Below are 24,778 nucleotides of genomic sequence, written 5' to 3'. Positions count from 1 at the left end.
CCTGCCCGGGCACCGGGCAGACACCGCCCTCCTGCTTCGGGGGCCGGAGAAACGTTCAGTGGGACTGCTGCTCGGGCCCGGCGAGCTGCTCGGCGGGCCGTGCCAACGGCAGGGTGAAGCGGAACGTCATCGCTCCCTCGGGGACGCGCTCCGCGACAATCCGCCCGTGGTGGGCCTCGATCAGCGCCCGCGTGATGTAGAGCCCGAGCCCGAGCCCCTTCGCGCCCCGGCGCTCCACGTCCCGGGCGCGCTGGAACCGCCCGAACAGGTACGGCATTTGTTCCGGGGGGATGCCCGGTCCCTGATTCGTCACCGACACACTGACCTGGCCGGCGCCCACCTCGACCGCGACGCGGATGGGCGTCCCCGGGTCGCCGTACTTGATGGCGTTGGTCAGCAGGTTCTCCATCACCTGCGCGATGCGGTCGGCGTCGGCGTCCACCCGGGCGGGCGCGCCGTGCACCCGCAGCTGGAGCGGCCGTTCGGGCACCTCCAACTCCATCCGCTCCATCGCCTGTTCAATCAGCTGCACGAGCTCCACGGGCTGGCGGTTGAGCGAGAGCTGCCGCGCCTCCAGCCGCGTGAAATCGACCAGGTCCTGGACCATCCGGTTGAGCCGGCGCACCAGGCCGCTGATCTGCTGGGCCCTGTGCCGCAGCGCTGGCTCCGCGGCGACCTGGCGGGCGATGAGCCGTGCGTACATCTCGATGCTGCTCAGGGGCTGGCGCAGGTCATGCGCGACCACCGCGCTCCACTCGATTCGAAGCCGTTCCAGGTCCTTGATCGCCGAGATGTCCTCGAAGATGACGACGGCGCCCGGCGGTGTCCCCCCGGCGCCCGGGATGAGCGCCGAGCTCACCAGCAGCGGCACCAGGCGGCCGTCGGGCCGCCGCAGGCGCATCTCCACGCCTTCGAGCTGATCCCCGCGCAGCGCCCGCACGACGGGGAGCTCCTCGAAGGCCAGCGGCTTCTCCTCGGCGTCCAACCACTCGCCGGCATATCGCGAGACGTCGACGGAGAGGCCGGCAGGGTGCCCCAACAGTTGCCGCGCCCGGACGTTTCCGTCCCAGTGCCGCTCATCGGCGGCGAGCACGATTCCCACGGGCGACAGATCGATGATGACCCGCAGCCGCCGGTAGGCCTCTTCGCGCTCGCGCTCGGCGACCTTGCGCTCGGCGAGGTCCCTCACGATGACGATGATTCCCAGTTGCTCCTCGAAGTGGACCTGGAGCGCCGTCGTCTCGACGTCGCGGACCGAGCCGTCACGGTGGAGCATGCGCAGCTCCCGCGGCGGCGACGCGAGCCCGCTGCGCAGCGCACCGGCCCGCTCCAGGACGGCCGCCAGGTCGTCCGGAGGGTACAGCTCCGAGATGGCTCTGCCGGTGAGCGCCGCCGGATCGCCGTATCCCAGCAACGACGACAGCGCCCGGTTGGCGTAGGCGACGCGCTCACCGCGATGGATGAAGACACCGTCGGGCAGCCCTTCCATGAGTCCGCGGAACTGTGCCTCGGAGCGGCGCAGCTCCTCTTCCATCCGCTTGCGCTCCGTGACGTCTTCAATCTGACTGACGTAGTAGAGCGGAGCCCCATCGGGGGCGCGCACGAGCGCGACGCTCAGCAGGGTGTCGACGACGGCGCCGTCCTTTCGCAGGTAGCGCTTGCCGAGCTGATAGCGGGGAATCTCTCCGCGTGCGAGCTTGCGCGCGAGCGCGACGTCGGTATCCACGTCGTCGGGATGGGTGATGGCCGGGAACGTCAGGCCGGTGAGCTCCTCGCGCGAGTAGCCGACCATTTCGCACAGCACGTTGTTGACGCGCAGGAACCGGCCGTCGAGCCCCACGAGCGCGACGCCGATCGGCGCCTCGTCGAACGCCAGCCGGAAGCGTGTTTCGCTCTCCTGCAGCGCCTGCGTCTGGGTCTGGAGCTGCCGGTAGATGCGCGCGTTCTCCAGCGCCACCGCCGCCTGGTCCGCCAGCACCGACAACAGCTCCTCGTCCTCGGCCGTCCCCGTCCCGGTATCGCGGCGGAAGACGGCGAGGATGCCGATCGTCTCCGCGCGCAGCACCAGCGGCACGCCGACGCACCCCTCCAGCCCGGCGGCCCGCCCGATGTCGCGGATGCGCTCCATCACGCCGGGCCCCAATGGCACCTCGAGCTCCCGCGCGTCGCCCGGCACGTGGTGGGTCGCCGCTCCCCTCAGCGTCTCCTCTTCCCGCAGGAGCAGCGCGGCCGCTTCCGCGCGCAGCAGCGTGGCCGCGTACCGGGTCACGGTGGCGAGGACGACGCCGCTCTCGAGGGACGAGGTGATCAGCCGGTTGATGTCGAGGAGCTCGCGATAATTGCGGGCCGTGTCCGCTGGAGAAATCATCCACCGGCCCCCGGCGGTGCACCGGCGACCTCCACGCCGTGCCTTCCGATGGTCATCTGCCGGAGGTGGTCGTCGTGCGCGCTGCCCCGGCACTTCACCACCGCCAGCACACGGCTGATACGCCCGCCGGGGTGCACGTCGCCATCGACGCAGTAGCGCAGCGCGACGACGTTGTCGCTGATGTAGGAAGCGCCCATGCGCGTGAAGGACGCGAAGTCCGGGTCCACGAGCGCTTCGTAGGTGGCGTAGGCCGTCACGCCGCGCACCGCGAAGAGCTGCATCAACGAATAGATGTAGCCGCGGAACCGCTGCGGGTCCGACGAGGCCGCTTCCAGGTCTCCCATGCTGTCGATGACCACGCGGCGGATCGGCCTGGAATCCAGGACGGCCGTCATCTGCTGCACGATGTCGTCGATGTTCATCTCCACGGGAGAGACGTAGAGGGAGGTCAGGTGGCCGCGCTCGCCGAGCTCCTCGACGTTCCAGCCGAAGCCCGAGATGAGGTGGCGCAAGAGCGTGGGGTTCTCCTGGAAGCTGACCAGCAGTCCGTGCTCGCCCGCGGCGGCCCCCGCGAACAGGAAGTGCATCCCGAGCAGCGTCTTTCCGCTGCCCGCGGCGCCGACCACCAGCGTCGAAGAGCCTCGCCGGAGGCCGCCATCGAACATCCGGTCCAGGCCGGCCACGCCGGTGGAGACATGCTCCGGCGAAGCGCAGTAGCCGATGGGCCGCTCCGGCGTGACCAGGCGCGGAAAGGGCACGAGCCCCCGCTCGGTGATGCGGAACGCGTGCTCGCCCGCGCGGTAGCTGCTGCCGCGCAGCTTGCGCACCCGCAGGTACCGCTCCTCCCGGGTGCCGTACGCCCTGGTAACGAGCTGGAGGATGCCGTCGGCGATGGCGAACTCGGCCAGCTGCTCCACCTCCTCGTCCCGGTACTCGCCGACGAGCAGCGTGGTGCAGGCGCGCGCGGCCAGGTTGCCCGCGATATCGAACATGACGCGGCGGATGTCGGGGCCGGTGGACTCGAGCTCCCGCAGCGCCTTGAACGAGTCGATCACCAGGTACGACGGCCGATGCTCGTTCATCAACGCCATGATGGTGTCCGGCAGTGTCAACAGCCCCTTGGCGCGAATCACTTCCGCGATGTCGCGATAGAAGATGGAAGGACGGTCACCGAGCAGCTTGTCTTCGTCGAAGAACGAGAACTGCTGCAGGTAGCGCAGCACCTTGGTGACGGGCTCCGAGAGCGTCGTCAGGTAGAGCGCCGGTGCGTCGAGGCGCGCGTTGGCGAAGATGAACTGCTGCGCGAGAATCGTCTTGCCCGTGCCCGGCGTGCCCGCGATGACGTTCAACGAATTCAGGGGCAGGCCTCCGCCGAGGATGATGTCGAGCCCGCCAATCCCAGTGGTGATCCGTTCCATGTTTCACCCCTGTCCCTCGCGGCCGGGCGCTTGCTCCAGCAGGCGCTGGACCTCGCCGAGGAACCGCCGCTCGTCGATGGGCTTGTGCAGGAAGGCCTCGGCGCCCGCTTCGCGCGCACGCCGCTCGGCCAGGAGCTCGCTGAAGATGAGTACCTGGATGTGGCTCGTCGCCGGCTCCTGCTTGAGCAGCTTGCAGACGCGCAGGCCGTCGATCTTCGGAACGAGGATGTCGGCGATCAGCATTTTCGGGTGCAACCGCCGTGCGGCTTCGAGCGCGGCCGCTCCATCCTGGACGAAGTGGACGGTGTAGCGCTCGCCGAGGAGCGCCTGCTGGAGTGCCCGGATATACGGGTCCGACTCCATGACGAGGATGAGCACGCTCCCCTTGTCCACGTCCGCCGGGTCTTTCATCGCTCCCGCCACCTCTCCTGCCAGGCCGCCGGCCCAGTCCTCGCGGCCCTGTATCGAATGTAGTTGCTCGCTCCTGGGGCGCCATCCCAGCACGTGCGGGGCCCTCCCCCCTCGTCCAGGAGGCCCAGCAGCGTGGGCATCATGCGGAAGAAGGCCTGCACGCCCTCCACGGAAGAACTGCCCTGTGTCCCGGGCCGCTTCTTCAGCCTGCCCATTCGAAGGTTCTCACCTCCACGGGCAACCCGTCGCTCCTCGCGAATCCACGAAAGGGGCCGGCTCAGCGCGGGGTGAGCTTGAGCAGCTTGCCGTTGCTGTCGTCGGTGAGCAGGTAGAGCGCGCCCTCGGGGCCCTGCACCACCTCGCGGATGCGCGCGCGCAGGTCCGTGAGCAGCCGCTCCTCGCCCACCACCCGGTCATTCCTCACCATCAGCCGCACCAGCGCCTGGCTGGACAGGCCTCCGATGAAGACGTTGTCGCGCCACTCGGGGAACAGCTCCCCGGTGTAGAAGGTCATCCCCGAGGGGGAGATCACCGGATCCCAGTAGTACACGGGCTGCTCCATGCCGGGGCCCTGCGGGCTCGCGTGGATGGGCGAGCCCGAGTACTCCTCGCCATAGCCGATGGTGGGCCAGCCGTAGTCCTTGCCCGCCTCGGGACGGTTGAGCTCGTCTCCCCCGCGCGGCCCCATCTCCACCGTCCACAGCCGCTGCTGGCGGTCGAGCGCCGCCGACAGGATGTTGCGGTGCCCCACCGACCAGATCTCCGGTCTGGCGCCCTCGGTGTTCACGAAGGGGTTGTCCAGGGGCACCGAGCCGTCGGGGTGGATGCGGACCACCTTGCCGAAGTGGCTCCGCACATCACGCGCCTGCACCCGGCCCTCGAGGATGGAGCGCTCGCCGAGCGTGACGAACAGCTTGCCATCGGGAGTGAACACCAGCCGGCCTCCCGCGTGCAGGGTCGACTCGAGCGTGGGCATCATGCGGAAGATGACCTGTACTCCCTCCACGCGCGGCTGCGCACCGTCGACGAGCTTCGCGCGTGCCACCGCCAGACCATTGCCGCCCGAGCGCGGCTCGTAATAGGTCCAGTAGATGAGGCCGCTCTGGGCGTAGTCGGGGCCCACCTCCACGTCGAGCAGCCCGCCCTGTCCCCGGCCGTCCACGCGCGGCAGACCCGCGACAGCGGGAGACTTCGCGCCCTGGGGCGTGACGATGTAGAGCGAGCCGGTGGGCTTCTCCGTCACCAGCATGCGCTGGTCGGGGAGGAAGGCGATGGCCCAGGGATTCCTGAAGCCCGAGGCGATCTCGGTGACCTGCAAGGCCGTCTTCGTCTGGATGGCCGGAGCGCGCGTCTGACCGGGGAAGGCCGGTTGGAACTCGGGCACGTTGGGAGGGCCCGTCGGGACGGGAGGGCCGCTGGGAAGGGGCTCCTCGGGAGGCGGCTCCGTTTCCCCGGGGGTTTGCGGCGTGCCGCCCGGGGGGTTGGGGGTCTTGCCGCTGCAGCCCGACAGGAGGGCCGCGAGGAGCAGGGTCATCGACAAGGTGCGCATGGAACTCTCTCCAGGAGACAGGGGCGGGAAGGGCTACTTCCTTGGAGGTCGAATAACCAGGCCCGGCGAGGTGCGCCACCTACGCCGGATGACTCTATCGCCTTGTTCACGGGTCGGTGTTTTCAGGAACCTTTGGACACGTTGGAGGTCAGCGCTTCCACGCTCCGCCGGTCAGTTCCATCCGCCGTCCGTGACAGTCGTCCTCGAGGGCCTTGAAGCGCAGCTCGTTCGCGCTCCGGCTGACCTCATACCTGCCGCGGATGCCCTGGCAGAGCCCGGACTTGTACTCGATTTCGAACTGGTTGCCCGATTGGCTGTAGGTGCACTCCTGTTCGAGTGAGCCGATCGGCTTGCCCGTGGCGCGGTCGGTTGCCCGGGACCTGCAACGCCCCGCGCCGGAGAGCTCCAGTGCGGCGTCCACCTTCGCGTTGCCAGCGTTGCGGCGCCAGGTGCCGGTGAGGTCCGGGGCCGCCGTGGACGTCTTCCCCTGGCCGCGTTGCTTCGCGGTGGGAGCCGGTGCCGGGCCATCGACTGCGCTGCAGCGGTCGGCGTCATCGCAGTTCTTCGCCCTGGCCAGACAAGCCCGCTCCGCGGGAGAGACGCCCGAACAGATGAACCCGCAGCCCGTGGCGGCGAGGGGACAGACGTCGCCGAGGTGCTGGCAGACCTCGGGACAAGCCGGGGCGTCGCCCGCATCCGCGGGGAGTGCCAGGGTGAGAGCCAGGGAGAGGAGGGCGGCGGGAAGCGTCTGGATGAATCGCATGGGGGCGTCCTTGTCGGGGCTGGCCGCTCTGGACGAATCCCCACCCACTGTATTCAGGGCACCCGGCGCCAGCGGGGGGAAGTGGATGAATTTTCGGGGCGCTCGCTGCGTCCAGGGCGTTCACCATGAACAGGTTCGCCTCGATCTTCTGCTCGCTGCTGCTGTCCTGTACGAAGCCCATCCCGGCTCCCGAGTCCCCGGTGAATGCCGGCGCGCCCGCCACCGCACCCCAGACCGGGGACGCTGCCCGTGACACGGGCGCCTCCGCCCCGGCGCCGGTGGATGCCGGTGCGCCCGAGACCTCGCCGGACGCGGGAGCCATCGCTCCAGACGCGGGAGCCGCCACGACCGCGCAGGCGGATGCGGGAAGCACTGGAGCGGCCGGCGCGCGCTGCTCGGCGAGCACCCTCAGCCCCGAGCCGAAGCCGGCCCAGCCGCCCCTCCCCCCCGCGGTGGAGTCGATGCGCCGCCGCATCATCGCCGCGGCCGTGGCCTGTGACTACGAGAGGTTGGAGGCCCTCACCCACGAGACGGGGCAGGGATTCACCGCCAGCTTCGGCGATGACCGGGTGAACGTGGCCGAATACTGGCGCAAGAGCGAGACGCGCGACGGAGACCCGGTGCTCGCGCGAATCGTGAAACTGCTCAACCTCCCTCATGCGAAGAGCGGCGGCCTCTACGTCTGGCCGTCCGCGTACGGCGAACACCCGAAACCCAAGGACTGGAAGGCTCTCGAGTCGGTGTACACGCCCGAGCAGCTCGCCCAGATGCGCAGCGTCACGGGCGGTGGCTACGTCGGCTTCCGCCTCGGCATCCATTCCAACGGGGACTGGGACTTCGCCATCGGCGGAGACTGAGCCTTTCCGCCCCACGGGTAGCACGCGAACCCCACCCTGGCTCAGGGCGGGCTCGGAACGAAGCCGAGCAGGGTCCCGGGAAACTTGTCGGTCACGAGCAGGAAGCCCCGCCCGTCCAGCCGCACCACTCCCTCCCAGTTGCGGGGTGCCTCATCGGAGAGCCGCAGCTGGAGAGGAGGCCGATCCGTGAGCACGATGCCAGTGGGCCGCACCTGGAGCTCGATGAGCCGCTCCACCTGGGGCTTCTTCGCATGGGCCGGTCCGGTGCCGTACCGGGCCATGAGCGGATCCGGCGCCGGATCATAGGCCCGAGAGGTCCCTGGAAAGCTGTAGTTCATCACCCAGAACCGGCCCTCCGGGTCCAGGGAGGTGGCATCGGTGACGCGGTATTCGATCGACGGGAGCGAGAGCCTGCCGGCGGAGGTGAGCGATCGATCGAAGCTCTCGGCGGCGGGGGCCGGGTTCACGCGAACCCCGTTGGCCTCGTACAGGGCCAGCAAGCGATCCCCTCCCACCACCAGGGTCTCGAAGCCCGCGTTGGCCACCTGGGCGGGCAGGGAAAGGACGGCCTGGGGTGCAGCCTCGAGCTTCAGCACGCTCAAGTCGGGCGCGATGCGGCCGGTCACCAGGAAGCCCTTCCCCGTGCTCTGGCGGGCCTCCACGGACAGATATGCTTGTTCCCCCACGAACCCGATGGCCTCATAGCCTTCGAAGCCGGGGATGCGCTTCTCAAGGCCACCGCTGTCGAACGGAATGCAGCGGGGCTCGAGAGGCCCGGACGCCGTGTTGTCGAGCCGCGCGAGGACGTCTGCCTTCGAGACGGTGTAGAGACAGGAAGTGCCGTCGTTCCGCCAGCCGGGATACTGCGGCAGCATGACGAGGTGCTCCCCGTACCAGGCGAGGCCGGAGAGCTCGGCGTTCTCGCTCTGAAGAGGACCACCGAGCGGCAGGAGGGTGACGGCCTGCTCCGGCGCGGTCCCCTGTAACGCCAGGGGCACGTTCGCCGCCGGAGCCTGCTTCGAAGCACACCCGGCCAGCACCAGCGGCAGCAGGAGGGCTCGGACCCTCCAACCCACCCGCCTGTTGTCTCCCCGCATGTCCCGCTCCTCTCGTGGTTGCACGGCGGGCGGGAGCATAGCGGGCTCCCTCAGGGGATGGCGCGGGTCTCCTTCGCCTGCGCCCGAGCCGCGGCCAGCTTGAGCGCGCGCTTCTCCACCCCGCGCACCGTGGCCACCACGGCGTCCTTCTGGCCCACGCCGGCCAGGAAGCCCGGGATGGAACCGCCCGGCTCCACGATGAAGCGGTAGACGAAGTGCACCCCGCCCTCGGAGCGCGGGGTGAAGTACCAGCTGCCCTGGTTGTGACGCAGCCGCACCACGCCCGCGCGCTCCGGCAGCATGCTGTTGTCCGGCATCCACTTCTGGTGGAACGCCACCTGTCTGCCTTCCGCGTCCAGCACCGGCTCGTCCAGCACCCGGAGCACGTAGTCGCGATCCGAGATGAGGGGGAAGTCCAGCCGCGTATACGTCAGGCGGGCGCCGTCCGCGCCTCGCGCCAGCAGCCGCGACTCCGTCACGTACGGCATGAAGTTCCGGAAGTTGTCGTGGTCCATGAGGGCCGTCTGCACGTCCTGGAGGCTCACCGGCAGCACCCCCTCGGCCCACACCTCCCGGCCTCCCGTCACGGCCGTGTAGGGCCGGGCCTTGATGGAGATGTCACCGTCGGACACCTTCTCCCAGTCCTCGGCCCCGGCGCCACCCGCCACCACCGCACACAGCAGTACCGCCACACCCGTCACGCTCCGCATGTTCGACTCCTTCGCTCTCGCCGGATGGGGGGCCCGGATCGCCAGAAGGATCGATTCTTAGCACTGGTCGGGGCACGAAGGGGAGGGACCCTCCGCCCGAGCGTGGACTGTGCTGCACAGGCCCGGGCGGAGGAGTTGCTGGAATGTGACGTCTACAGCCCCGGTCCGCGGATCCAGTCGATGTCGAACTGGATGCCCACGCCCGACACCGGATCGAGCCGGAGATCGGTGATCGTCCCCGTCCAATCGAACTGGCCCGCCATGTCGAAGGTGAGCGTCTGCCAGGCGCCGTTGCCAGAATAGGTCGCGCTGGCCACGCGCGTGCCCGAGAAACCCGGCTGGGTGCTGGTGGCGAAGAACATCTGCACGCCGGTGTTCTGGGTGGCGCGCATGCGGACCTGGAGCAGCGCCACGCGGCTGGCGCTGAACTGGTAGGCGCTGTTCACGATCTGCGCGTCACCGTTGTCGGAGGAGATGCCGGTCAGCACGCCGCCGGACACCGCCTGCCCGGTGATGTTGCCGAACCCCGTCCAGCCCTCGAAGCCTCCGGCCGTGAGGAACTCGGCACCGAGGTCGGCGGCGTCGAAGGGATGCCGTGACGCGTTGATCTCCGCGGAGTCCGTCACCTGGTCTCCATCCGTGTCGAGCGGCGCCACCGCGAAGTCCGTGCTCCAGGCGATGGTGAAGGACTGGTTCCTACCGGTGGCGACGGCCTTGATGGAGAGGTCCCCGCCCGGCTGCAGGTAGTAGCCCGAGGTGGTGGAGCCGCGCAGGCTGGCGAGCGAGGAGTGGGCGGTGAAGCTGCCCTGGCTCGAGGAGAGCGAGACGCCGCCCAGCTTCCCGAAGTCCTTGAAGTGGGCGATGTAGTTGTCACCCGCGGTGGCGTCCTCCATGTTCATCGACACCACCTTCACGGCGGGGAGGGACTGGTAGGCATAGGTGTATTCGAAGCCCTCGTTGACGATGAACGGGAGCTGGTGCCACTCGTGGTAGCCGTTGTCGTCGATGTAGAAGACGCTGGCGGGGGCCGTGCCCGCCTTCTCGCGCGTGCAGGTGATGTTGGGCGTCTGCTCGAACGGCACGTTGTAGGAGAGCCGCGACAGGGCGAAGCGGTGATCGCTCCGGTACGCGCGCTCCCAGTTCGGCGGGCGGTACTCGTCACCCACCCGCATGAACGGGTGGTTGGAGATGATGGACGTATTGGCCTTGCCGCTGATGCCGCCGTTGACGTCACGCAACACGATGGACCAGTAGCGCGGGTGCCCGGGGTGGTTGGCGTGGGCGCCCGACACGGGGCGGATGTCGAAGTCCTCCAGCACGGTGCGCGGCGGGCTGGCGGGAGACATCGTGTTGCCGGTGAACTGGTGATTGGGGTGCTTGATGGCCGCGCCCGTGTTCATCAGGAAGTTGGCGTTGGCGGCATCCCACCCGATGAAGTGCGAGTCCCGGACCTGGCCCGCGCCGTCGTACACGCGGTAGGCGTAGCGTTGGCCGGAGAGGAGGTTCTCACCGGAGTTGGCCACGAAGAGGCTCTGGTCGACGAAGCTGTAGCTGGCCAGCATGGTGCCGACCGCGTTCTCCACCAGGACGTTGTTGCGGAAGATGAGGTTCTCGGACGGACCGCCGACGCCGATGCCCGTGTAGATGGCCAGGTCGTTCGCGTACCACGTGCTGTTCTCGATGAGGTGGGGGGCGGTGTCGGACCAGCCGGCGTTCGGGAGGATGGAGTGGTTGGCATCCAGCCCGTCGAAGATGTCGAACCCGCTCATGGTGCTGTGGGCGCTGTTGCCCTTGAAGGAGATCATCGGGAGCGCGTTGGGGCGCATCGACGAGAAGCGCGAGTCGTTCGCGGACAGGCCCATGGGACGGGAAGGAAGCGCGAACCAGAAGCCGGTGCCCTCGGTGCCCGCGGCGACGTTGTCCTCGAAGGTGTTCTGGGGATTGGTGATCCAATAGCTGGCCGGGCTGCGGTTCTGGACCTCGTTGAACTGGTTGTCGGAGGGCGTGAGCTGCTCGCCGGGCGCGGGGCGCCGCGTGAGCAGGGTCACGTTCTTCTTGATGACGTTGAAGCGCTCGCTGCCGTCCTCGAGGAACACGCCATGGCCGATGTGGTCATAGAAGAAGTTGTTCTCGACGAGCGTGCTCTCGGTGCCGTGGATGGTGATGGCCCGGTTGTAGGAGTGGTGGACGCTGGAGTTCTTGAAGTACTGGCCCGAGCCCACGCTGCCCAGCATGTGCCAGTGGAAGGGGTAGCGCCCGAGGCGCGCCTTCTGGCCCATGTTGTAGAGCTCGACGCCGCTGACGTACGCCGCCGAGTTGTCCATGATCATCACGTGTCCGCCGAAGCCACCGGAGGACGCGGACGCCGCATCACCCTGCACCAGGATGTTGTGCGTGAGCAGACCCACCTGGGCGCGCAGGTCCGCGGTCCAGGTGCGCGAGCCGTTGGAGTAGCTCTTCACCACGCCGGTGTGGGAGTACGCGAGGGGGCTGTCGAGCGTGAGGGCCGTGTTCCCCGAGAAGACGGACGTGACGGTGCGCTGCTCGGCCTCGTTCCAGTCGCGATGGCTGGAGACGATGACGATCTTGTCACCCGGCCGCCAGTCCACGGCCTCCTTGAGGACCACGGTGGAGCTCCCCGCGTTCACGTTCGCGCCGAGCTGCGACCAGCTCACGCGGTTCAGGCCGTGGAGGCGGAGGGTGGCGGAGCCCATGGCGCCGATGAACTTGTTGCCCATGCCCATGACCTCGGGATCCGCGGGCGTGGCGTTGAGGGTGAAGGTGGCCGAGCCCGGATAGGGCGTCAGCTCCTGTCCCAGCTCGAGCAGGGAGCCGCTGCCCATCACCATCACGTACTTCGTGGTGACGGCCACGTTGCGGTTCTGGGCACCGACCAGCTCGCCGCTCACGGTGAGGGTCCTCGGGGCGAGGGTGCCCTGCAGACAGACGGCGCTGCCGGCGCTCACGGTGGCGTCGTCGCTGGCACCGGGCACCGCGCCGCCCCAGACGTACGGATCCTGCCAGTCGTGGAGCATCTCCATCCGGAGGTCATCCACCAGCCCGGTGTGGTCTCCGGCCGCCGTGTCCACGCCGATCAGGCTCACCGTGTTGACGCCCGCGTCCAGGTAGAGCGCGGCGGAGATGTGCTCGGCGTACTGGGTGCTGGCGAGACGGAACTCGCCCACCTGGGTGCCGCCGAGGGTGATGCGGATGTTCTTGGCCGGCGGCTGGACCGGGTTGTTGGCGCGGAGGGCGGCCCTGAGGCGGAACCGGTAATAGCCCCCGCGCGGAATGCTGATGGAAGTGGAGGCGGAGGAGGCGCCCTGGAGGAAGAGCACCTGGCCGCCCTCGGGCGCGGCGGGGTTGGAGGCGGTGAACCCGCTGGCGTTGCGGCTGAGGCCACTGAGCCCGTTGAAGGTCCACGGCCCGCCCGCCGGAGCGTAGGCATAGCCGGGAGAGGTGGGCAGCACCGGAGACTCGAAGCCGCTGAGGCCGATGTCCCGGATGCGCGTGGCCCGGAGGTCATCCACGAACGCGGTGTTGTCGCCGCCCTGGGGGTTGAGCCCGCGCAGCTCGATGGAGTGGGGGCCGGAGGACAGCAGCACCGCGCCCGAGCTGAAGGCCTGGTAGGTGGTTCCGGCGGGCGTGAAGCCCTGGACGGCGGCCCCGTCGATCCGCAGCTCGACGCGCTGGGTGTTGACGGGGTTGCCGCGCTGCGCGGCGAAGAAGCTGAAGACGTAGTAGCCCGCCGGGAAGTTCAGGGTCCTCGAAGCCGAGGCGCCCCCGCCCTGGAGGAAGAGCACCTGGGCTCCTTCGGGAGCGCTCGGGTTGGCCGAGGTGAACGCGGTGGCGTTCCGGGTGAAGCCCGCGCCGTTGACGAGCGTCCATCCACTTCCCGCGGGGGCGTACTCGTACCCGGGTGACGCCGGGAGGGCGGGCGTCTCGAACGTCCCGTTGGGAACGGTGAAGGCGGTGGAGGACGCGGAGCTCAGGCTGGCGGCGGCCGCGCCGTCCGCGAACGACACGGCGGTCAGGGAAAGCAGGAAGGCCCATCTACTCTGGAAACGCGTCATAAACGGGTTTATGACGCTCACCCTGGGAATCGTCAACTGGATTGCATCTTCCGGCCGGGCCACCCAGCACGAAGGAAGGGGTGCGGTCGTACAACCCCTCTATCCGCCTGGAGGGCTCGCTGCTGGCTCCTCCTACCGGCTCGCCCCCGGGGGGCCCAGGAAGCGGGCCTCCAACCGTCTCACCTGACCGGAGACCTGGTCGGTGACCTCGACCTTGAAGACGAAGGGCACGCGAGGGCCCCGCTCCACGGTGACGAAGAGGGGCAGCCGGAAGCTCTCCAGCGAGCCCAGCGTCACCTGCTGCTGCGGCACCACCACGTTGGCGGGCACCGGGCTGTCCACCCGCACGGTGAAGGTGGACTCCACCGGGTTCTTGTTCACCAGGTGCAGCTCGAACTGGTTGCGCACCGTGGTGCCCTCCAGGAAGTAGGGCAGGCCCTGGAAGCGCAGCAGGTTGGCCTCGAAGGGCGTGCGGCCCACCAGGCTCACCGTGAGCGCGAGGGCGGAGACGAGCAAGAAGCCCCCGTAGAGGAGCAGGCGCGGCCGGACCACGCGGCGGGGCTGGCCCTCCAGCCCGTTGAGCGAGTCGTAACGGATGAGGCCCCTGGGGCGCCCCACCTTGTCCATCACCTCGTCACAGGCATCCACACACTGCGCGCAGGCGATGCAGTCCATCTGCAAGCCATTGCGGATGTCGATGCCCGTGGGACAGGCGGTGACACACTTGCGGCAATCCACGCAGTCGCCCTGACGGGGAGCCTCCGCGAGCGCCAGCTTCGCCTTCACCAGACGGCCGCGCGGCTCGCCCCGGGCGATGTCATAACCGATGAGGAGCGAGTCCCGGTCCTGCATGGCCGACTGGAGACGCCCATAGGGGCAGAGCACCACGCACAGCTGCTCGCGGAACCAGGCGAAGTTGAAATACAGCGCGCCGGTGACGGCCATGGCCCAGGCGAAGGGCACGGCATGCCCGCCCGGCCCGTCCAGCACCATGGTGCCCAGGCCCTTCACGGAGACGAAGAAGGCCAGGGCCACGTGGGCCAGCAACCACGACACGGCGAGGAACGCCCCGTGCTTCGTCACCGCGCGCAGCACGCGCTCCGGCGTCCAGGGGCCGGCGGCCAGCTTCAGCCGGCGCTCGCGGGGGCCGTCGATCCACCGTTCGATGCGCCGGTAGACGCCCTCGAGGAACACCGTCTGCGGGCAGGCCCAGCCACACCACACGCGTCCGAGCCACGCGGTGGCGAAGAGCAGCGAGAAGCCCGTGGTGGTGAGCAGGAAGAGGACGATCCAGAAGTCCTGCGCGTTGAAGGTGCTGCCGAAGAGGTAGAAGCGGCGAGCCGCCACGTCCAGGTGGATGGCGGGGTGGCCGCCCATCCGGATGAATGGAGTCACGGCGTAGATGGCGATCAGCACCGCGAAGACGATGCGCCGCCAGGTGATGAAGCGGCCGTGCACGTCCGAGGGATGGATGCCCAGCCGGGAGCCATCCGGACGGATGGAGGAGAGGTGCCCGGTGCCCGGTCCGGATGCTCGAGGCTGTGCCATCTGAATACCCTCCCCTACTCCGCCAGCTCGCCCTGGGGGGCCTTGCCGGGCACGTTCGTGTTCTTGAGCGTCAACACGTAGGCGGCGATGGAGCGCACGCGCTCGGCGCCCAGCGTCCGCTCCCAGGCGGGCATGCCCTTGGCTACCACGCCCTCGGACACCGTCTTGTGGATGGCCATGGGCGTGCCGCCGTGCAGCCAGAACTTGTCCGTGAGGTTCGGACCGATGAGTCCCTCGCCCTTCTGGCCATGGCAGGCGGCGCACTGCTGCGTGAACTGCGCCTTGCCCTGCTCCACCGACTGCGAGTCCAGCATCAGCGCGAGCAGCGTCTCGTCGGACACGGGCTGGTTGGAGGCGGCGTTGCGCGCGGCCTCGGCGGCCTCGGCCTTGTACACCGCCATGGAGCCGGGGCCGACACCACTCACCTGATAGTAGAACCAATAACCAAAACCGAAGAGGACGGTGCTCCAGAGGAGGAACAGCCACCAGTTGGGCAGGTGGTTGTCCATCTCCTCGATGCCGTCATAGACGTGGAGAATGCCCGGCTTGTCATTCGCGCTCATGGTGGGCCCTCGCGCCGCGGGAATCGGAAGTCACCGCGCCCGTCTCGGCCAGCGGCAGCCGGGAGATCGCGTCGTAGTCCTGGCCGCGCCGCGCGAGGAACACCCACGCGGTGACACCGGTGAAGACCACGATGAAGAGAATCAGCGTGAAGAGCGGCAGATGGACCAGGTCCATGCCCGCGTAGAATTGGCGCCACATCAGGGAGTCCCTCCCGTCGTCGAGGCCGTCTGGATTCCGCCCGGCACGGCCGGAACCACGTCCTGGGGCCCGCGCCCGAGCCGCTGCAGATAGGAGATGAGGGCCACCATCTCCGAGTCCCACGCCACCTGGACGCCCTGGCTGGCCAGGTCCGCGGTGATGGTCTGGGCCTGGGCCTTCTGGCGCGCCTCGGCACCGTCCACGTCGGCGTTGGTGTAGGGCACGCCGAGCTTCTGCATCAGCGACAGCTTCTTGGGCGCCAGCTTGACGTCGATCTTGTTGTCCGCGAGCCACGGGTACGGCGGCATGTTGGAGCCGGGGCTGGTGGCGCGCGGATCCATCATGTGCGTGTAGTGCCAGAGGTTCGGGTACTTGCCGCCCACGCGGTGCAGGTCCGGACCGGTGCGCTTGCTGCCCCACTGGAACGGGTGATCGTAGATGAACTCCTCGGCCCGGGACACGTCGCCGTAGCGCTGCGTCTCCGCGAGGAAGGGACGGATCATCTGCGAATGGCAGACATAGCAGCCCTCGCGCACGTACAGGTCGCGGCCCTGCAATTCCAGCGGGGAGTACGGCTGCTGGGCCTCGCCGTGGTGCGGCACCGCCTGCTTGATGAGGATGGTGGGCAGCAACTCCGCCACGCCGCCAATGAGGATGGCGAGCAGCGTGAGCACGGTGAAGGCCAGCGGGCGGCCCTCGATGATGGCGAACCAGGAGGGCCCACCGGTCTCGCGGTTGCGCCGGGCGACGATCCACGCGAACTCACCCAGGGCCAGCATGGCGCCCATGATGGCGATGGCGCGCACGGGGCTGGACCAGCCCAGGAAGAAGCTGAGGCCGATGATGGCCAGCGCGAACAGGAGCGGCCAACCGGTGACGATGGCCACCCACGCGGGCCTGCCCACCCCCACGGACTCGGGAGCCTTCTCCTCCACCACCACGGTGGTCTCTCCATCCACCGCCTGGCCGGAGCGGGCCGTCTTCCAGAGGTTCCACACCATCAACAGGAAGCCCATGAGGTACAACGAGCCGCCGATCAGACGGACGATGTACATGGGCCGGATGGCGATGAGCGTCTCCACGAAGTTCGGGTAGAGCAGCGTCCCGTCCGGGTTGGTGGCGCGCCACATGAGGCCCTGGTTGATGCCCGAGGCCCACATCGCGAGCATGTAGAGCAGGATGCCCACCGTGCTCGTCCAGAAGTGCAGGTCCGCCGCCTTCACCGAGTGCAGCTTCGTGCCGTACAGCCTGGGCACCAGCCAGTAGAACATGCCGGCCGCCATGAGGCCGTTCCAGCCCAGGGCGCCCCCATGCACGTGGCCGATGATCCAGTCCGTGTAGTGCCCGAGCGCGCTCACCGACTTGATGGAGAGCAGCGGGCCCTCGAAGGTAGCCATGCCGTAGAAGGTGACACCGGCGATGAGGAACTTGATGACCGGGTCCTCGCGCAGCTTGTGCCAGGCGCCGCGCAGGGTGAGCAGGCCATTGAGCATGCCGCCCCAGGACGGGGCCCACAGCGCCACGCTGAACACCATGCCGAGCGACTGCGCCCAGTCCGGCAGCGCGGTGTAGAGCAGGTGGTGCGGACCGGCCCAGATGTACATGAACACCAGGGCCCAGAAGTGGATGATGGAGAGCCGGTAGGAATAGACCGGGCGCTCGGCCGCCTTGGGCAGGAAGTAATACATGATGCCCAGGATGGGCGTGGTGAGGAAGAAGGCGACGGCGTTGTGGCCGTACCACCACTGCACCAGCGCGTCCTGTACGCCGGAGAAGACGGAGTAGCTCTTCAGCGGGCCGAGCGGCAATGCCAGGCTGTTGACGATGTGCAGCACCGCCACGGTGATGATGGTGGCGATGTAGAACCAGATGGCGACGTAGAGGTTCTTCTCGTGGCGCTTCGCCAGCGTCCAGAAGAAGTTGATGGCGAAGACCACCCAGACGAGCGCGATGGCGATGTCGATGGGCCACTCGAGCTCGGCGTACTCCTTGGCGGTGGAGATGCCGAGCGGCAGCGTCACGGCCGCCGAGACGATGATGGCCTGCCATCCCCAGAAATGGATTTTGGAGAGCAGGTCGGACGCCATGCGCGTCTTCAGCAGACGCTGGGTGGAGTAGTAGACGCCCGCGAACATCATGTTGCCCACGAACGCGAAGATGACCGCGTTGGTGTGCAGCGGGCGCAGGCGGGAGAAGGTCAGATAGGGCACGCCGAAGTTGAGCTGCCACCAGGCGAGCTGGGCGGCGACGATGCAGCCCACCAACAGGCCCACCACGCCGAACAGCACTGAGGCGAAGATGAACCGCCGTGTGATGGCGTCGTCGTAGACGATGCGTTGCTGTTGCACGAGATCACCTCGGGAGAGTCATTGCTGCGGCCTGGTTTCGGAGGACGGGGCCGGCCTGGCGGTGTCGTCCTCGAGCGGAATGAGGGACAGGCGGTCGGCGTGCTCGTAGTCGCGGTGCCGCACGCTGAAGGCGTAGAGCAGCACCGAGCCCACCACGAGCATCAGGCTGACGAAGACCTGGAGGACGATGACGTTCATGCGGGCACCTCTTTCAAGGCCCGTGCCGGCGCTCCCGCCGCGGGCGTGCGGCGCGCGGAGAGGCTCACGAGGGTGAAGAGGATGAGGGACAGGGAGCTGAGCGGCATGACCACGGCCGCGCGCAGCGGCGTCATCAGCCCGGCGAGGCTCACCGCCACCGTCACCATGTTGTAGGCGAGCGAGATGCCAATCACCTGGCGCACCACCCGGCGCAGGCGGCCGGAGAGCTCCAGGGCCTCGCGGATGGCCGAGAGGCCCTCGCCCATGAGGAAGAAGTCGGACTTGCCCGGCAGCACCGGCCGATCGATGGCGGGCGTACCCGCGCAGAAGGCGCGCTCGAAGGCGAGGCTGTCATTGACGCCGTCGCCCAGGAAGAGCGTGTCCGCCTGGTCGATGCGCGCCACCGCCTCGGCCTTGTCCTCGGGCCGCTGGCCGCCGAGCGCATGCGCCACGGGTACGTCCAGGGCCTCGGCCATGGCACGCACCCGCGCGGGCGCGTCGCCGGAGATGAGCCACACCTCGTGGCCGGCCTCGCGCAGCGCCTGGATTTCCCGGCGCGCATCGGCACGCACGGACTCGCGCAGGGCGAAGGTGGCCAGGGGCTGGCCGTTGCGGGCGAGGACGGTCCCTCCCGGTCCCGTGGCGCCAGGTGCCGCCCATTCCAGGGCACCCAGCCGCCACATCCCGTCCTCTCGGAGCAATTCCAGGCCCAGCCCGGGGTGCTCCGTGACTCGTGCGCCAGCGGTGAAGCGTGCGCCAGCGCGAGAAAGTGCCGCGGCGAGGCATCGGCTCACCGGGTGGTTGCTGCGCGCGGCCAGGTCGAAGGCCACATCGCGCAACTCGGGCGCGAGCGCGTCCACGGCCTCGCGGTCCACCAATTCCAGACGGCCGAGCGTCAGCGTGCCCGTCTTGTCGAAGAGCACCTTGCGCACGCGGGGCAGCCGATCCAGCAGGTCCTGGCTGCGAACGAAGAGGCCGAGCCGGCGCAGGCGCGTCTGGGTGAGCTCGTAGGCGAGCGGCACGGCGATGCCGATGGCGCAGGGGCACGTCACCACGAGCAGGGCCACGGCCACCTGCAGCGCCTTGTCCTGGCCCTGGGGCAGCCAGAGGGCGAGCCCCAGTCCGGAGACGAGCAGCACGGAGACGACCCAGCGGCGGGACACGGCGTTCCAGAAGCGCGCGTGGGCGGGCACGCGGCCGGGCGCGGAGGGCGTCTGGCGCAGCAGGGCCACCAGCGGCGAGTCCTGGAAGTCCGTCCGGGCGCGCAGGTGGGCGGCGGCGCGGGCGGCGTTGAAGGCCCCGGCGGGCACCTCTCCGCCCTGCTCCACCGCGCGCACGTCCGGCTCGCCCGTCACCCAGTCGGTGGAGAAGCTGGCGCTCGCGTCGAGCAGCTCGGCATCCACGGGCACCAGCTCCCCCGGGGCGATGACGAGCACGTCGCCCGCGCGCAGCTCGGCGGCACGCACGGTGACGAGCCGGTCTCCCTCCTGACGCCGGGCGAAGAGGCCGTCCGCGCCATCATCCTCCAGGAGGAAGCGCCGGTTGCGCTCGAGGACGCGCTGCTGCAACCAGCGGCCCACCAGCATCAGGGTGACGAAGGTGTTGAGCGTGTCGAAGTAGGCCAGGTCTCCCCGGCCGTCGCGCGCCTCGAGCAGCGAGGTGGAGAAGACGAGGAGGATGCCCAGGGCGATGGGCAGGTCCAGGTGGAGGACGCCGCTGCGCAGGCCGCGCCACGCCGAGCGGAAGAAGGGCCAGCCGCCCACCAGCACCACGCCGGTGGAGAGCCACACGCTGAGCTGGCTGAAGAGGGAGAAGACGTCGCCATCGGCCGGGGTGAGCCCCACGTAGAAGCTCACCGAGAAGAGCATCACGTTCATCGTGATGGCGGCGCAGATGCCGAGCCGGATGGGCAGATCGAGCGAGGCGGACTCGGGACGCTTGCGGCTGGGGCCGAAGAGGTAGCCGAAGCCCTCGACGGAGCGGAGGAAGGCGGCCACGTCGAAGGCGCCCTTGCTCCAGGCGAGCCGCACCTTGCCGAGCGCGGGATTGACGGTGAGCGAGGCCCCGCCGGACTGGCGGCGGAACAGCTCGTTCATCAGCCAGACGCATGCGGCGCAGTGGATGCCCTGCACATCCAGCTCGAGCGTACACACGGAGCTGGTGGAGGACTCGGCGCGGGCCACGAGCGGCTCCAGCCAGGCGAAGCCACGGTCCTGCCGGGGCTCGGGGGCGGGGGCCGTCTTGCCGTCGGCCAGCGCGTAGTAGCGGGTGAGGCCCTGGTCCACGAGGAGGTGGTGGACGGCCTCGCAGCCGGCGCAGCAGAAGCCCCGGAGTGGCGAGCCCTGGGGAACGGGGCTGCCACAGTGGAGGCACGAGGCCGAGGCATGCTCGATTGGCTGGGAGACCGGCATCGAAGCGGGCCCCTTGCGAACGGCATGCCCATTGCGATGGACGGGGGCATGACCACGGCATTTCCCGTTCTCGAGAACCTCTGGGTGGGCGCGTTGGGGGCGTTGATGGTGGGCGTCACCGGAAGCGTGCACTGCCTCCTGATGTGCGGGCCGCTGGCGTGCGCGGGACTGCCGGGGGTGAAGGGCCCGGAGCGATGGCGCGCGGTGCTCGCGTATCAGAGCGCGCGCGTGGGCTCGTACGCACTCGTGGGAGGGCTGCTGGGGGCGCTGGGCGGAGGGGTGTCGCGGGCGCTGGCGGTCTCGGCGCGGCCCTGGCTGCCGTGGGTGATGGCGGCGGCGCTGGTGGCCTCGGCGCTGGAGTTGGGAAAGCGGCTGAGGCCATTGCCAGGGCTGAGCCACGTGGCGGTGGCCGTCACCCGGGTGGGCGCAAAGTTTTCGCTTTTGAGCAAAGCGGGCGCAATGGGTGCGGTGACGCCGCTGCTGCCCTGCGGCCTGCTCTACGGGGTGTACGCGGCGGCGCTGGCGAGCAGCTCCTTGGGGGGTGGAGCGCTGCTGATGGGGGCCTTCGCCCTGGGCGGGCTCCCGGCGCTGCTGGGGGCACAGGTGCAAACGGGCTTATGGGCGCGGCAACCGCGCATGGCGACCTTCGTGCTCAAACGAGCGGTGCCGTTGCTGGCCGCGGCGGTGCTCATCTACCGCGCGGTGGGTGTCAGCACAGGTCAGCCGAGCTGTCACTGAGTGCATTGCCCCATCATCCAATGTCCGACGGATTCGAGTCCCGTCGGAGACACACACCGCACAAGTCGAATCCGGAAAGCAGAGGCATTGGCGATTTTGCTGGCACAGCGTATGCTCGCAACTTCTCCGCGAACTGTTGGGAGGTTCAACGATGGTTGATTTCTCTAAGTACACCGACGACGAGACGCCTATTGACGTCTCCGATCCGCTTGCACTTTTTGATTCCCTTGACAGAAAGACCTCGCACGTCGGGCTGCGAGCGCCGCAGAAAGAAGCGCTGGTGTCACTTGCAGCCAAGCGGGGAACGCGTGACCTAGTGCTCAAAATGAGCACAGGCTTCGGCAAAACCACCGTAGCCCTAGTGCATCTCTATTCCTACATGGCGGAGACGCGCCGCCCTGTGGTGTACCTCTGCCCTACTACACAACTTGTTGAGCAGGTTTTACAGGAAGCCGAAAATCTTGGCATAAGTGCCGTTTATTATCGACATGGCGAAAAACACCCCCCAGCCACAGCAATTGCAGGGCAAGCGATCATCGTTTGCACTTATGACAAACTTTTCAATGCACGTTCCACTTTCGACCGTGATGATGTCGATCTCATACCGCACGCAATTGTTCTGGATGATGCGCACTCAGGTATCCAAGAAATAAGGGATAGCTTCACCATTCGTATTGAGAAAGGCGAAATCGAACCACTCTTCGAAGGATTACTTGAGCTTCTACGCGCTCCATGCAAAGACTACAACCCTGGTGTTTGGATGGGAGTCGAGCGCGGAGATGACGCAGCCGCTTTCGAAGTCCCTTTCTGGATTTGGGCTCCACTTATCGATCAATTGCGCTCGACACTAGATGTTTATGCCGAAGGCAAAGGTCTTCTGTTCGTATGGGGCTACCTCAAAAACAATCTCAGATGGTGCCGATGCATAGTGTCAGGAAAAGTCATTGAGATTTTTCCTGATATCCCAGCCGTGCAGTTGGCGCGCCCTTACAATGAAGCCAAGCACAGGCTTTTTATGTCGGCCACATTGTCCGACGACTCGGCCCTTGTCCGTGAACTCGGCTGCGAGCCTGATGCCGCGCGAAATCCCATTGTCCCACCTTCTGACGGAGGAGTTGGAGAGCGCATGGTGCTTGCTCCTTCGCTGATCGATCCAACACTAGATCGCGATTGGGTAATGAAATGGTGTCGCAAATTGTCCAAGCGATTCCGGGTAGTTGTCCTAACACCAAGCGAAAAGGCAGCAAGACAATGGGAGGCAGTGGGGGCCACTGTGGAAGTCGGCGACAGAGTGAAAGAGACAGTCGAAGGACTAAAGAAGGGAACACTCTCGTTTGTCGCCTTCGCTCAGCGATATGACGGTGTGGACTTGCCAGACGATTCTTGTCGCGTTCTTGTGATCGATGGCATGCCTGTTGGCCAAGGGCTTGGTGATGACTATGATCGAAAAGTCCCGGGTCGCCCTGGTGGCGCGTATCGGAGATGGATCTATCGCGTCGAGCAAGGGATGGGACGCGCGGTTCGGTCACAAGCAGATTACGCTGTTGTAGTATTGACCGGGCCAGATTTGGTGAATTTCCTAGCCAAACGGGATGTGGTGGAATTGATGGGAGCAACAACGCGGGCACAACTCCAGCTTTCGGAAGACCTAACAAAGATTGCATTGAACCAAGGCGGCGCACTAACGAATGCCGTAGAGGACATGGCAAACAAGTGCCTAACGCGCGATGCCGGATGGAAGTCCTTCTACGACAGTAGGGTAAAGAAAAAACTAAAAGGGCTGACAGACAAGCCTGAAGAACTTCAAATTCTCTTAACCGAGGCTGAACACCAGGCTCAGCGTGCCGCATTCGCACACAATCCTCAGAAAGCGGCTGATATCATTCAAGACGTGCTTCACAAAGTAAAGCCACAAAAAGAACAGCCAACCAAGCAGGCAAAAGAAAAATCAGCACAAGCAAAAGCAAAGCCCGCTAAGGGTACAGCCTCTTCACGAGAAAAGGAAGCAATCGCGCCACCCTCAGAGGAGCAAATCGGCTGGCTGCTACAGCGTAAGGCCAATTATATATACGAGGTCGATGAACCAGCGGGTCTTCAGACACAAAAGGCTGCACACGAGAAGAATAGTTACATGTGCACACCGCCCAACAGCATCGTATCCCGGTACTCGAAGCCAACGGCAGCCGCAGCAACAGTGGTGCTGTCCTGGTACGCCGGCTTTTCCAATCCGAACGGCGCGCTTGCTGAATTGGCGACACTCAAAACAAAGCTATCTTTTGACGCTAAACCAGAGATTCTAGAACAGGGCCTAATGGATATTGCTGTAACCTTTGGGGCTATAGGGCTACGTCCGGAAAAGCAGTTCCTGCGCGGTCCGGACAACCTGTGGGAGTGGCCAGAGTTCTCGTGGGTCATTGAGGCCAAGAACGAACGGGCAAAGGATTTGCCAAAGAGTGATGGTGAGCAACTCCTTGCTGCAATGGAGTGGTTCAGGCACAGAGATCCCGAGAGGGAGGGAATCCCTGTTGTAGTGGCACGCTCAACCACCCCGAGGCATGATGCCTTCTTTCCTGAGGGCACCAGGGTGTTAACACCAGATGGACTGGAGAAGCTTCTAAAGAATATTGAACAATTCCTAGGTGCTTTGGTGAAACAACCACCTCTTTTTTGGAAACCCGAGCCGATCAGCAAACTGCTTGAAGAATACAAGCTCACGACAAAACAATTCGCGCTGCATTACACCAAGCCGCTCTCCAAATCCAAGGCGCCCTAATATTGGCTGAAGGTACGAGCACTGCCACTACCAAGAGCAATCGAGCCTCGGCCCAGTCCAACCCATGCGCGGTCCCGCCAATAGAATCTCCATGAAGCAGACCGCGACCTCGGTGCTGTTGATGCTCTTCGTTGGATGCGTGACGCCCCACGGTACAGGCGGCTCTGGTCCTTCGCCCTCGCCAGCGCTCACGCCCGCGACGAAAAAGGAACTCCCCTGGCTGAACGTGCCGGGCGGGCGGATGAGGACAACTCTCTTCTATGGTCCCTGGCAATGCAGGCAGGAGTTCTGGTCAATCTGCCAGAAAGAGTGCGCCAGTGGGAGTTACCTGCTCATGGGCTGCATGTGGCTGACGGACATCAAATTGGACTGGGAGGGAAGTCTCGTCGTCCTGCCCCTCCCCGTCAAAGCGGGTAGCCGCTACGGCATCTGGCACTGCTGCTGCAACTACGCCCAGTTGAATCCAGCAGGAACCGCCGTCCTACGTGAGCAGTGGGACAGCGTGAGGAGCGCGTTTCGCCGGGAATGGAGCGAGAAGTTCGGACTGTGGCCTACCACTGGCGGCAGGTTCTGGCCGGGCCACCACATTCGTGATCTCGCCCACGGGGGAGACCCGGTGGACCCCAACAACATCATTCCCGCAGAGCCCAACGTTCACGATGTACTCAATGAGCAGTACCCAGCCTGTTACGACGGCAAAGCGCCCTGGAATACGGTGGGTCCAAACCTGCCCTACACGGACAACTGAAGATAT

General features: G+C 66.9%; 18 protein-coding genes. 4 read left to right on the top strand and 14 right to left on the bottom strand.

All coding sequences use genetic code 11. From position 1 onward, the window contains the following. Nucleotides 1-55: 55 nt before the first annotated feature. From AC16DP_RS15650 to AC16DP_RS15630, 5 genes are all read right to left on the bottom strand, one after another. Complete coding sequence (locus tag AC16DP_RS15650; RefSeq protein WP_329734775.1) at nucleotides 56-2,368, bottom strand: PAS domain S-box protein; 2,313 nt, start codon at nucleotides 2,366-2,368, stop codon at nucleotides 56-58. Continuing rightward, a complete protein-coding gene (locus AC16DP_RS15645) occupies nucleotides 2,365-3,786 on the bottom strand; it encodes an RAD55 family ATPase (protein ID WP_329734774.1) in 1,422 nt (473 codons plus the stop codon). Before AC16DP_RS15645 ends, AC16DP_RS15650 begins: the two co-directional genes overlap by 4 nt. Nucleotides 3,787-3,789: 3 nt before the next feature. Further along, nucleotides 3,790-4,197, bottom strand: a complete 408-nt coding sequence (locus AC16DP_RS15640) for a response regulator (protein WP_329734773.1) — start codon at nucleotides 4,195-4,197, stop codon at nucleotides 3,790-3,792. Between the two features lie 277 nt (nucleotides 4,198-4,474). Then, nucleotides 4,475-5,746, bottom strand: coding sequence for a PQQ-dependent sugar dehydrogenase (locus tag AC16DP_RS15635; RefSeq protein WP_329734772.1), 1,272 nt, complete (start codon nucleotides 5,744-5,746; stop codon nucleotides 4,475-4,477). A 148-nt stretch (nucleotides 5,747-5,894) separates the two neighbouring features. Further along, on the bottom strand, nucleotides 5,895-6,509 hold the full coding sequence (locus tag AC16DP_RS15630; protein ID WP_329734771.1) for a hypothetical protein: 615 nt from the start codon (nucleotides 6,507-6,509) through the stop codon (nucleotides 5,895-5,897). 125 nt (nucleotides 6,510-6,634) lie between these two features. On the opposite strand from AC16DP_RS15630, the gene AC16DP_RS15625 reads away from it, so the two are divergent. Next, entirely contained in the window at nucleotides 6,635-7,366 is a 732-nt protein-coding gene (locus tag AC16DP_RS15625) for a hypothetical protein (protein ID WP_329734770.1), read from the top strand. A 41-nt stretch (nucleotides 7,367-7,407) separates the two neighbouring features. On the opposite strand, the gene AC16DP_RS15620 is transcribed toward AC16DP_RS15625, so the two are convergent. The 9 genes from AC16DP_RS15620 to AC16DP_RS15580 form a co-directional block, all read right to left on the bottom strand. Beyond that, a complete protein-coding gene (locus AC16DP_RS15620) occupies nucleotides 7,408-8,463 on the bottom strand; it encodes a hypothetical protein (protein ID WP_329734769.1) in 1,056 nt (351 codons plus the stop codon). Between the two features lie 50 nt (nucleotides 8,464-8,513). Further along, complete coding sequence (locus tag AC16DP_RS15615) at nucleotides 8,514-9,173, bottom strand: SRPBCC family protein (RefSeq protein WP_329734768.1); 660 nt, start codon at nucleotides 9,171-9,173, stop codon at nucleotides 8,514-8,516. Between the two features lie 152 nt (nucleotides 9,174-9,325). Continuing rightward, nucleotides 9,326-13,246: a G8 domain-containing protein gene (locus tag AC16DP_RS15610; RefSeq protein ID WP_329734767.1), complete on the bottom strand. Its 3,921-nt coding sequence runs from the start codon at nucleotides 13,244-13,246 to the stop codon at nucleotides 9,326-9,328. 132 nt (nucleotides 13,247-13,378) lie between these two features. Next, nucleotides 13,379-14,794: a cytochrome c oxidase accessory protein CcoG gene (gene ccoG / locus AC16DP_RS15605; RefSeq protein WP_329734766.1), complete on the bottom strand. Its 1,416-nt coding sequence runs from the start codon at nucleotides 14,792-14,794 to the stop codon at nucleotides 13,379-13,381. 14 nt (nucleotides 14,795-14,808) lie between these two features. Continuing rightward, entirely contained in the window at nucleotides 14,809-15,357 is a 549-nt protein-coding gene (locus tag AC16DP_RS15600; protein WP_329734765.1) for a cbb3-type cytochrome c oxidase N-terminal domain-containing protein, read from the bottom strand. Further along, nucleotides 15,344-15,556: a cbb3-type cytochrome c oxidase subunit 3 gene (locus AC16DP_RS15595; RefSeq protein WP_329734764.1), complete on the bottom strand. Its 213-nt coding sequence runs from the start codon at nucleotides 15,554-15,556 to the stop codon at nucleotides 15,344-15,346. Before AC16DP_RS15595 ends, AC16DP_RS15600 begins: the two co-directional genes overlap by 14 nt. Next, nucleotides 15,556-17,904, bottom strand: a complete 2,349-nt coding sequence (gene ccoN / locus AC16DP_RS15590; RefSeq protein ID WP_329734763.1) for a cytochrome-c oxidase, cbb3-type subunit I — start codon at nucleotides 17,902-17,904, stop codon at nucleotides 15,556-15,558. Before ccoN ends, AC16DP_RS15595 begins: the two co-directional genes overlap by 1 nt. An 18-nt stretch (nucleotides 17,905-17,922) precedes the next feature. Beyond that, nucleotides 17,923-18,102: a cytochrome oxidase gene (locus AC16DP_RS15585; RefSeq protein WP_329734762.1), complete on the bottom strand. Its 180-nt coding sequence runs from the start codon at nucleotides 18,100-18,102 to the stop codon at nucleotides 17,923-17,925. Further along, nucleotides 18,099-20,513, bottom strand: coding sequence for a heavy metal translocating P-type ATPase (locus AC16DP_RS15580; protein WP_329734761.1), 2,415 nt, complete (start codon nucleotides 20,511-20,513; stop codon nucleotides 18,099-18,101). The genes AC16DP_RS15585 and AC16DP_RS15580 overlap by 4 nt, the downstream gene beginning before the upstream one ends. Before the next feature lie 48 nt (nucleotides 20,514-20,561). Here AC16DP_RS15580 and AC16DP_RS15575 point away from each other — a divergent pair, with 48 nt between their 5' ends. From AC16DP_RS15575 to AC16DP_RS15565, 3 genes are all read left to right on the top strand, one after another. Beyond that, entirely contained in the window at nucleotides 20,562-21,251 is a 690-nt protein-coding gene (locus tag AC16DP_RS15575) for a sulfite exporter TauE/SafE family protein (protein ID WP_329734760.1), read from the top strand. A gap of 151 nt (nucleotides 21,252-21,402) precedes the next feature. Beyond that, the gene (locus AC16DP_RS15570; RefSeq protein ID WP_329734759.1) at nucleotides 21,403-24,024 is read left to right on the top strand and encodes a DEAD/DEAH box helicase family protein; all 2,622 of its coding nucleotides are present in this window, start codon (nucleotides 21,403-21,405) and stop codon (nucleotides 24,022-24,024) included. Between the two features lie 91 nt (nucleotides 24,025-24,115). Continuing rightward, entirely contained in the window at nucleotides 24,116-24,772 is a 657-nt protein-coding gene (locus tag AC16DP_RS15565) for a hypothetical protein (protein ID WP_329734758.1), read from the top strand. The last annotated feature ends 6 nt before the right edge of the window (nucleotides 24,773-24,778 follow it).

The sequence above is a fragment of the Archangium sp. genome (assembly GCF_057119385.1).
Note: the sequence above shows the minus strand (reverse complement) of the source record. Positions and strands in the feature narration are given on the sequence as shown.

Excerpts from the sequence above, each read along its gene's own strand:
- AC16DP_RS15650 (WP_329734775.1), bottom strand. The coding sequence starts at position 2,368 with ATGATTTCTCCAGCGGACACGGCCCGCAATTATCGCGAGCTCCTCGAC.
- AC16DP_RS15645 (WP_329734774.1), bottom strand. The coding sequence starts at position 3,786 with ATGGAACGGATCACCACTGGGATTGGCGGGCTCGACATCATCCTCGGC.
- AC16DP_RS15640 (WP_329734773.1), bottom strand. The coding sequence starts at position 4,197 with ATGAAAGACCCGGCGGACGTGGACAAGGGGAGCGTGCTCATCCTCGTC.
- AC16DP_RS15635 (WP_329734772.1), bottom strand. The coding sequence starts at position 5,746 with ATGCGCACCTTGTCGATGACCCTGCTCCTCGCGGCCCTCCTGTCGGGC.
- AC16DP_RS15630 (WP_329734771.1), bottom strand. The coding sequence starts at position 6,509 with ATGCGATTCATCCAGACGCTTCCCGCCGCCCTCCTCTCCCTGGCTCTC.
- AC16DP_RS15625 (WP_329734770.1), top strand. The coding sequence starts at position 6,635 with ATGAACAGGTTCGCCTCGATCTTCTGCTCGCTGCTGCTGTCCTGTACG.
- AC16DP_RS15620 (WP_329734769.1), bottom strand. The coding sequence starts at position 8,463 with ATGCGGGGAGACAACAGGCGGGTGGGTTGGAGGGTCCGAGCCCTCCTG.
- AC16DP_RS15615 (WP_329734768.1), bottom strand. The coding sequence starts at position 9,173 with ATGCGGAGCGTGACGGGTGTGGCGGTACTGCTGTGTGCGGTGGTGGCG.
- AC16DP_RS15610 (WP_329734767.1), bottom strand. The coding sequence starts at position 13,246 with ATGACGCGTTTCCAGAGTAGATGGGCCTTCCTGCTTTCCCTGACCGCC.
- ccoG (WP_329734766.1), bottom strand. The coding sequence starts at position 14,794 with ATGGCACAGCCTCGAGCATCCGGACCGGGCACCGGGCACCTCTCCTCC.
- AC16DP_RS15600 (WP_329734765.1), bottom strand. The coding sequence starts at position 15,357 with ATGAGCGCGAATGACAAGCCGGGCATTCTCCACGTCTATGACGGCATC.
- AC16DP_RS15595 (WP_329734764.1), bottom strand. The coding sequence starts at position 15,556 with ATGTGGCGCCAATTCTACGCGGGCATGGACCTGGTCCATCTGCCGCTC.
- AC16DP_RS15585 (WP_329734762.1), bottom strand. The coding sequence starts at position 18,102 with ATGAACGTCATCGTCCTCCAGGTCTTCGTCAGCCTGATGCTCGTGGTG.
- AC16DP_RS15580 (WP_329734761.1), bottom strand. The coding sequence starts at position 20,513 with ATGCCGGTCTCCCAGCCAATCGAGCATGCCTCGGCCTCGTGCCTCCAC.
- AC16DP_RS15575 (WP_329734760.1), top strand. The coding sequence starts at position 20,562 with ATGACCACGGCATTTCCCGTTCTCGAGAACCTCTGGGTGGGCGCGTTG.
- AC16DP_RS15570 (WP_329734759.1), top strand. The coding sequence starts at position 21,403 with ATGGTTGATTTCTCTAAGTACACCGACGACGAGACGCCTATTGACGTC.
- AC16DP_RS15565 (WP_329734758.1), top strand. The coding sequence starts at position 24,116 with ATGAAGCAGACCGCGACCTCGGTGCTGTTGATGCTCTTCGTTGGATGC.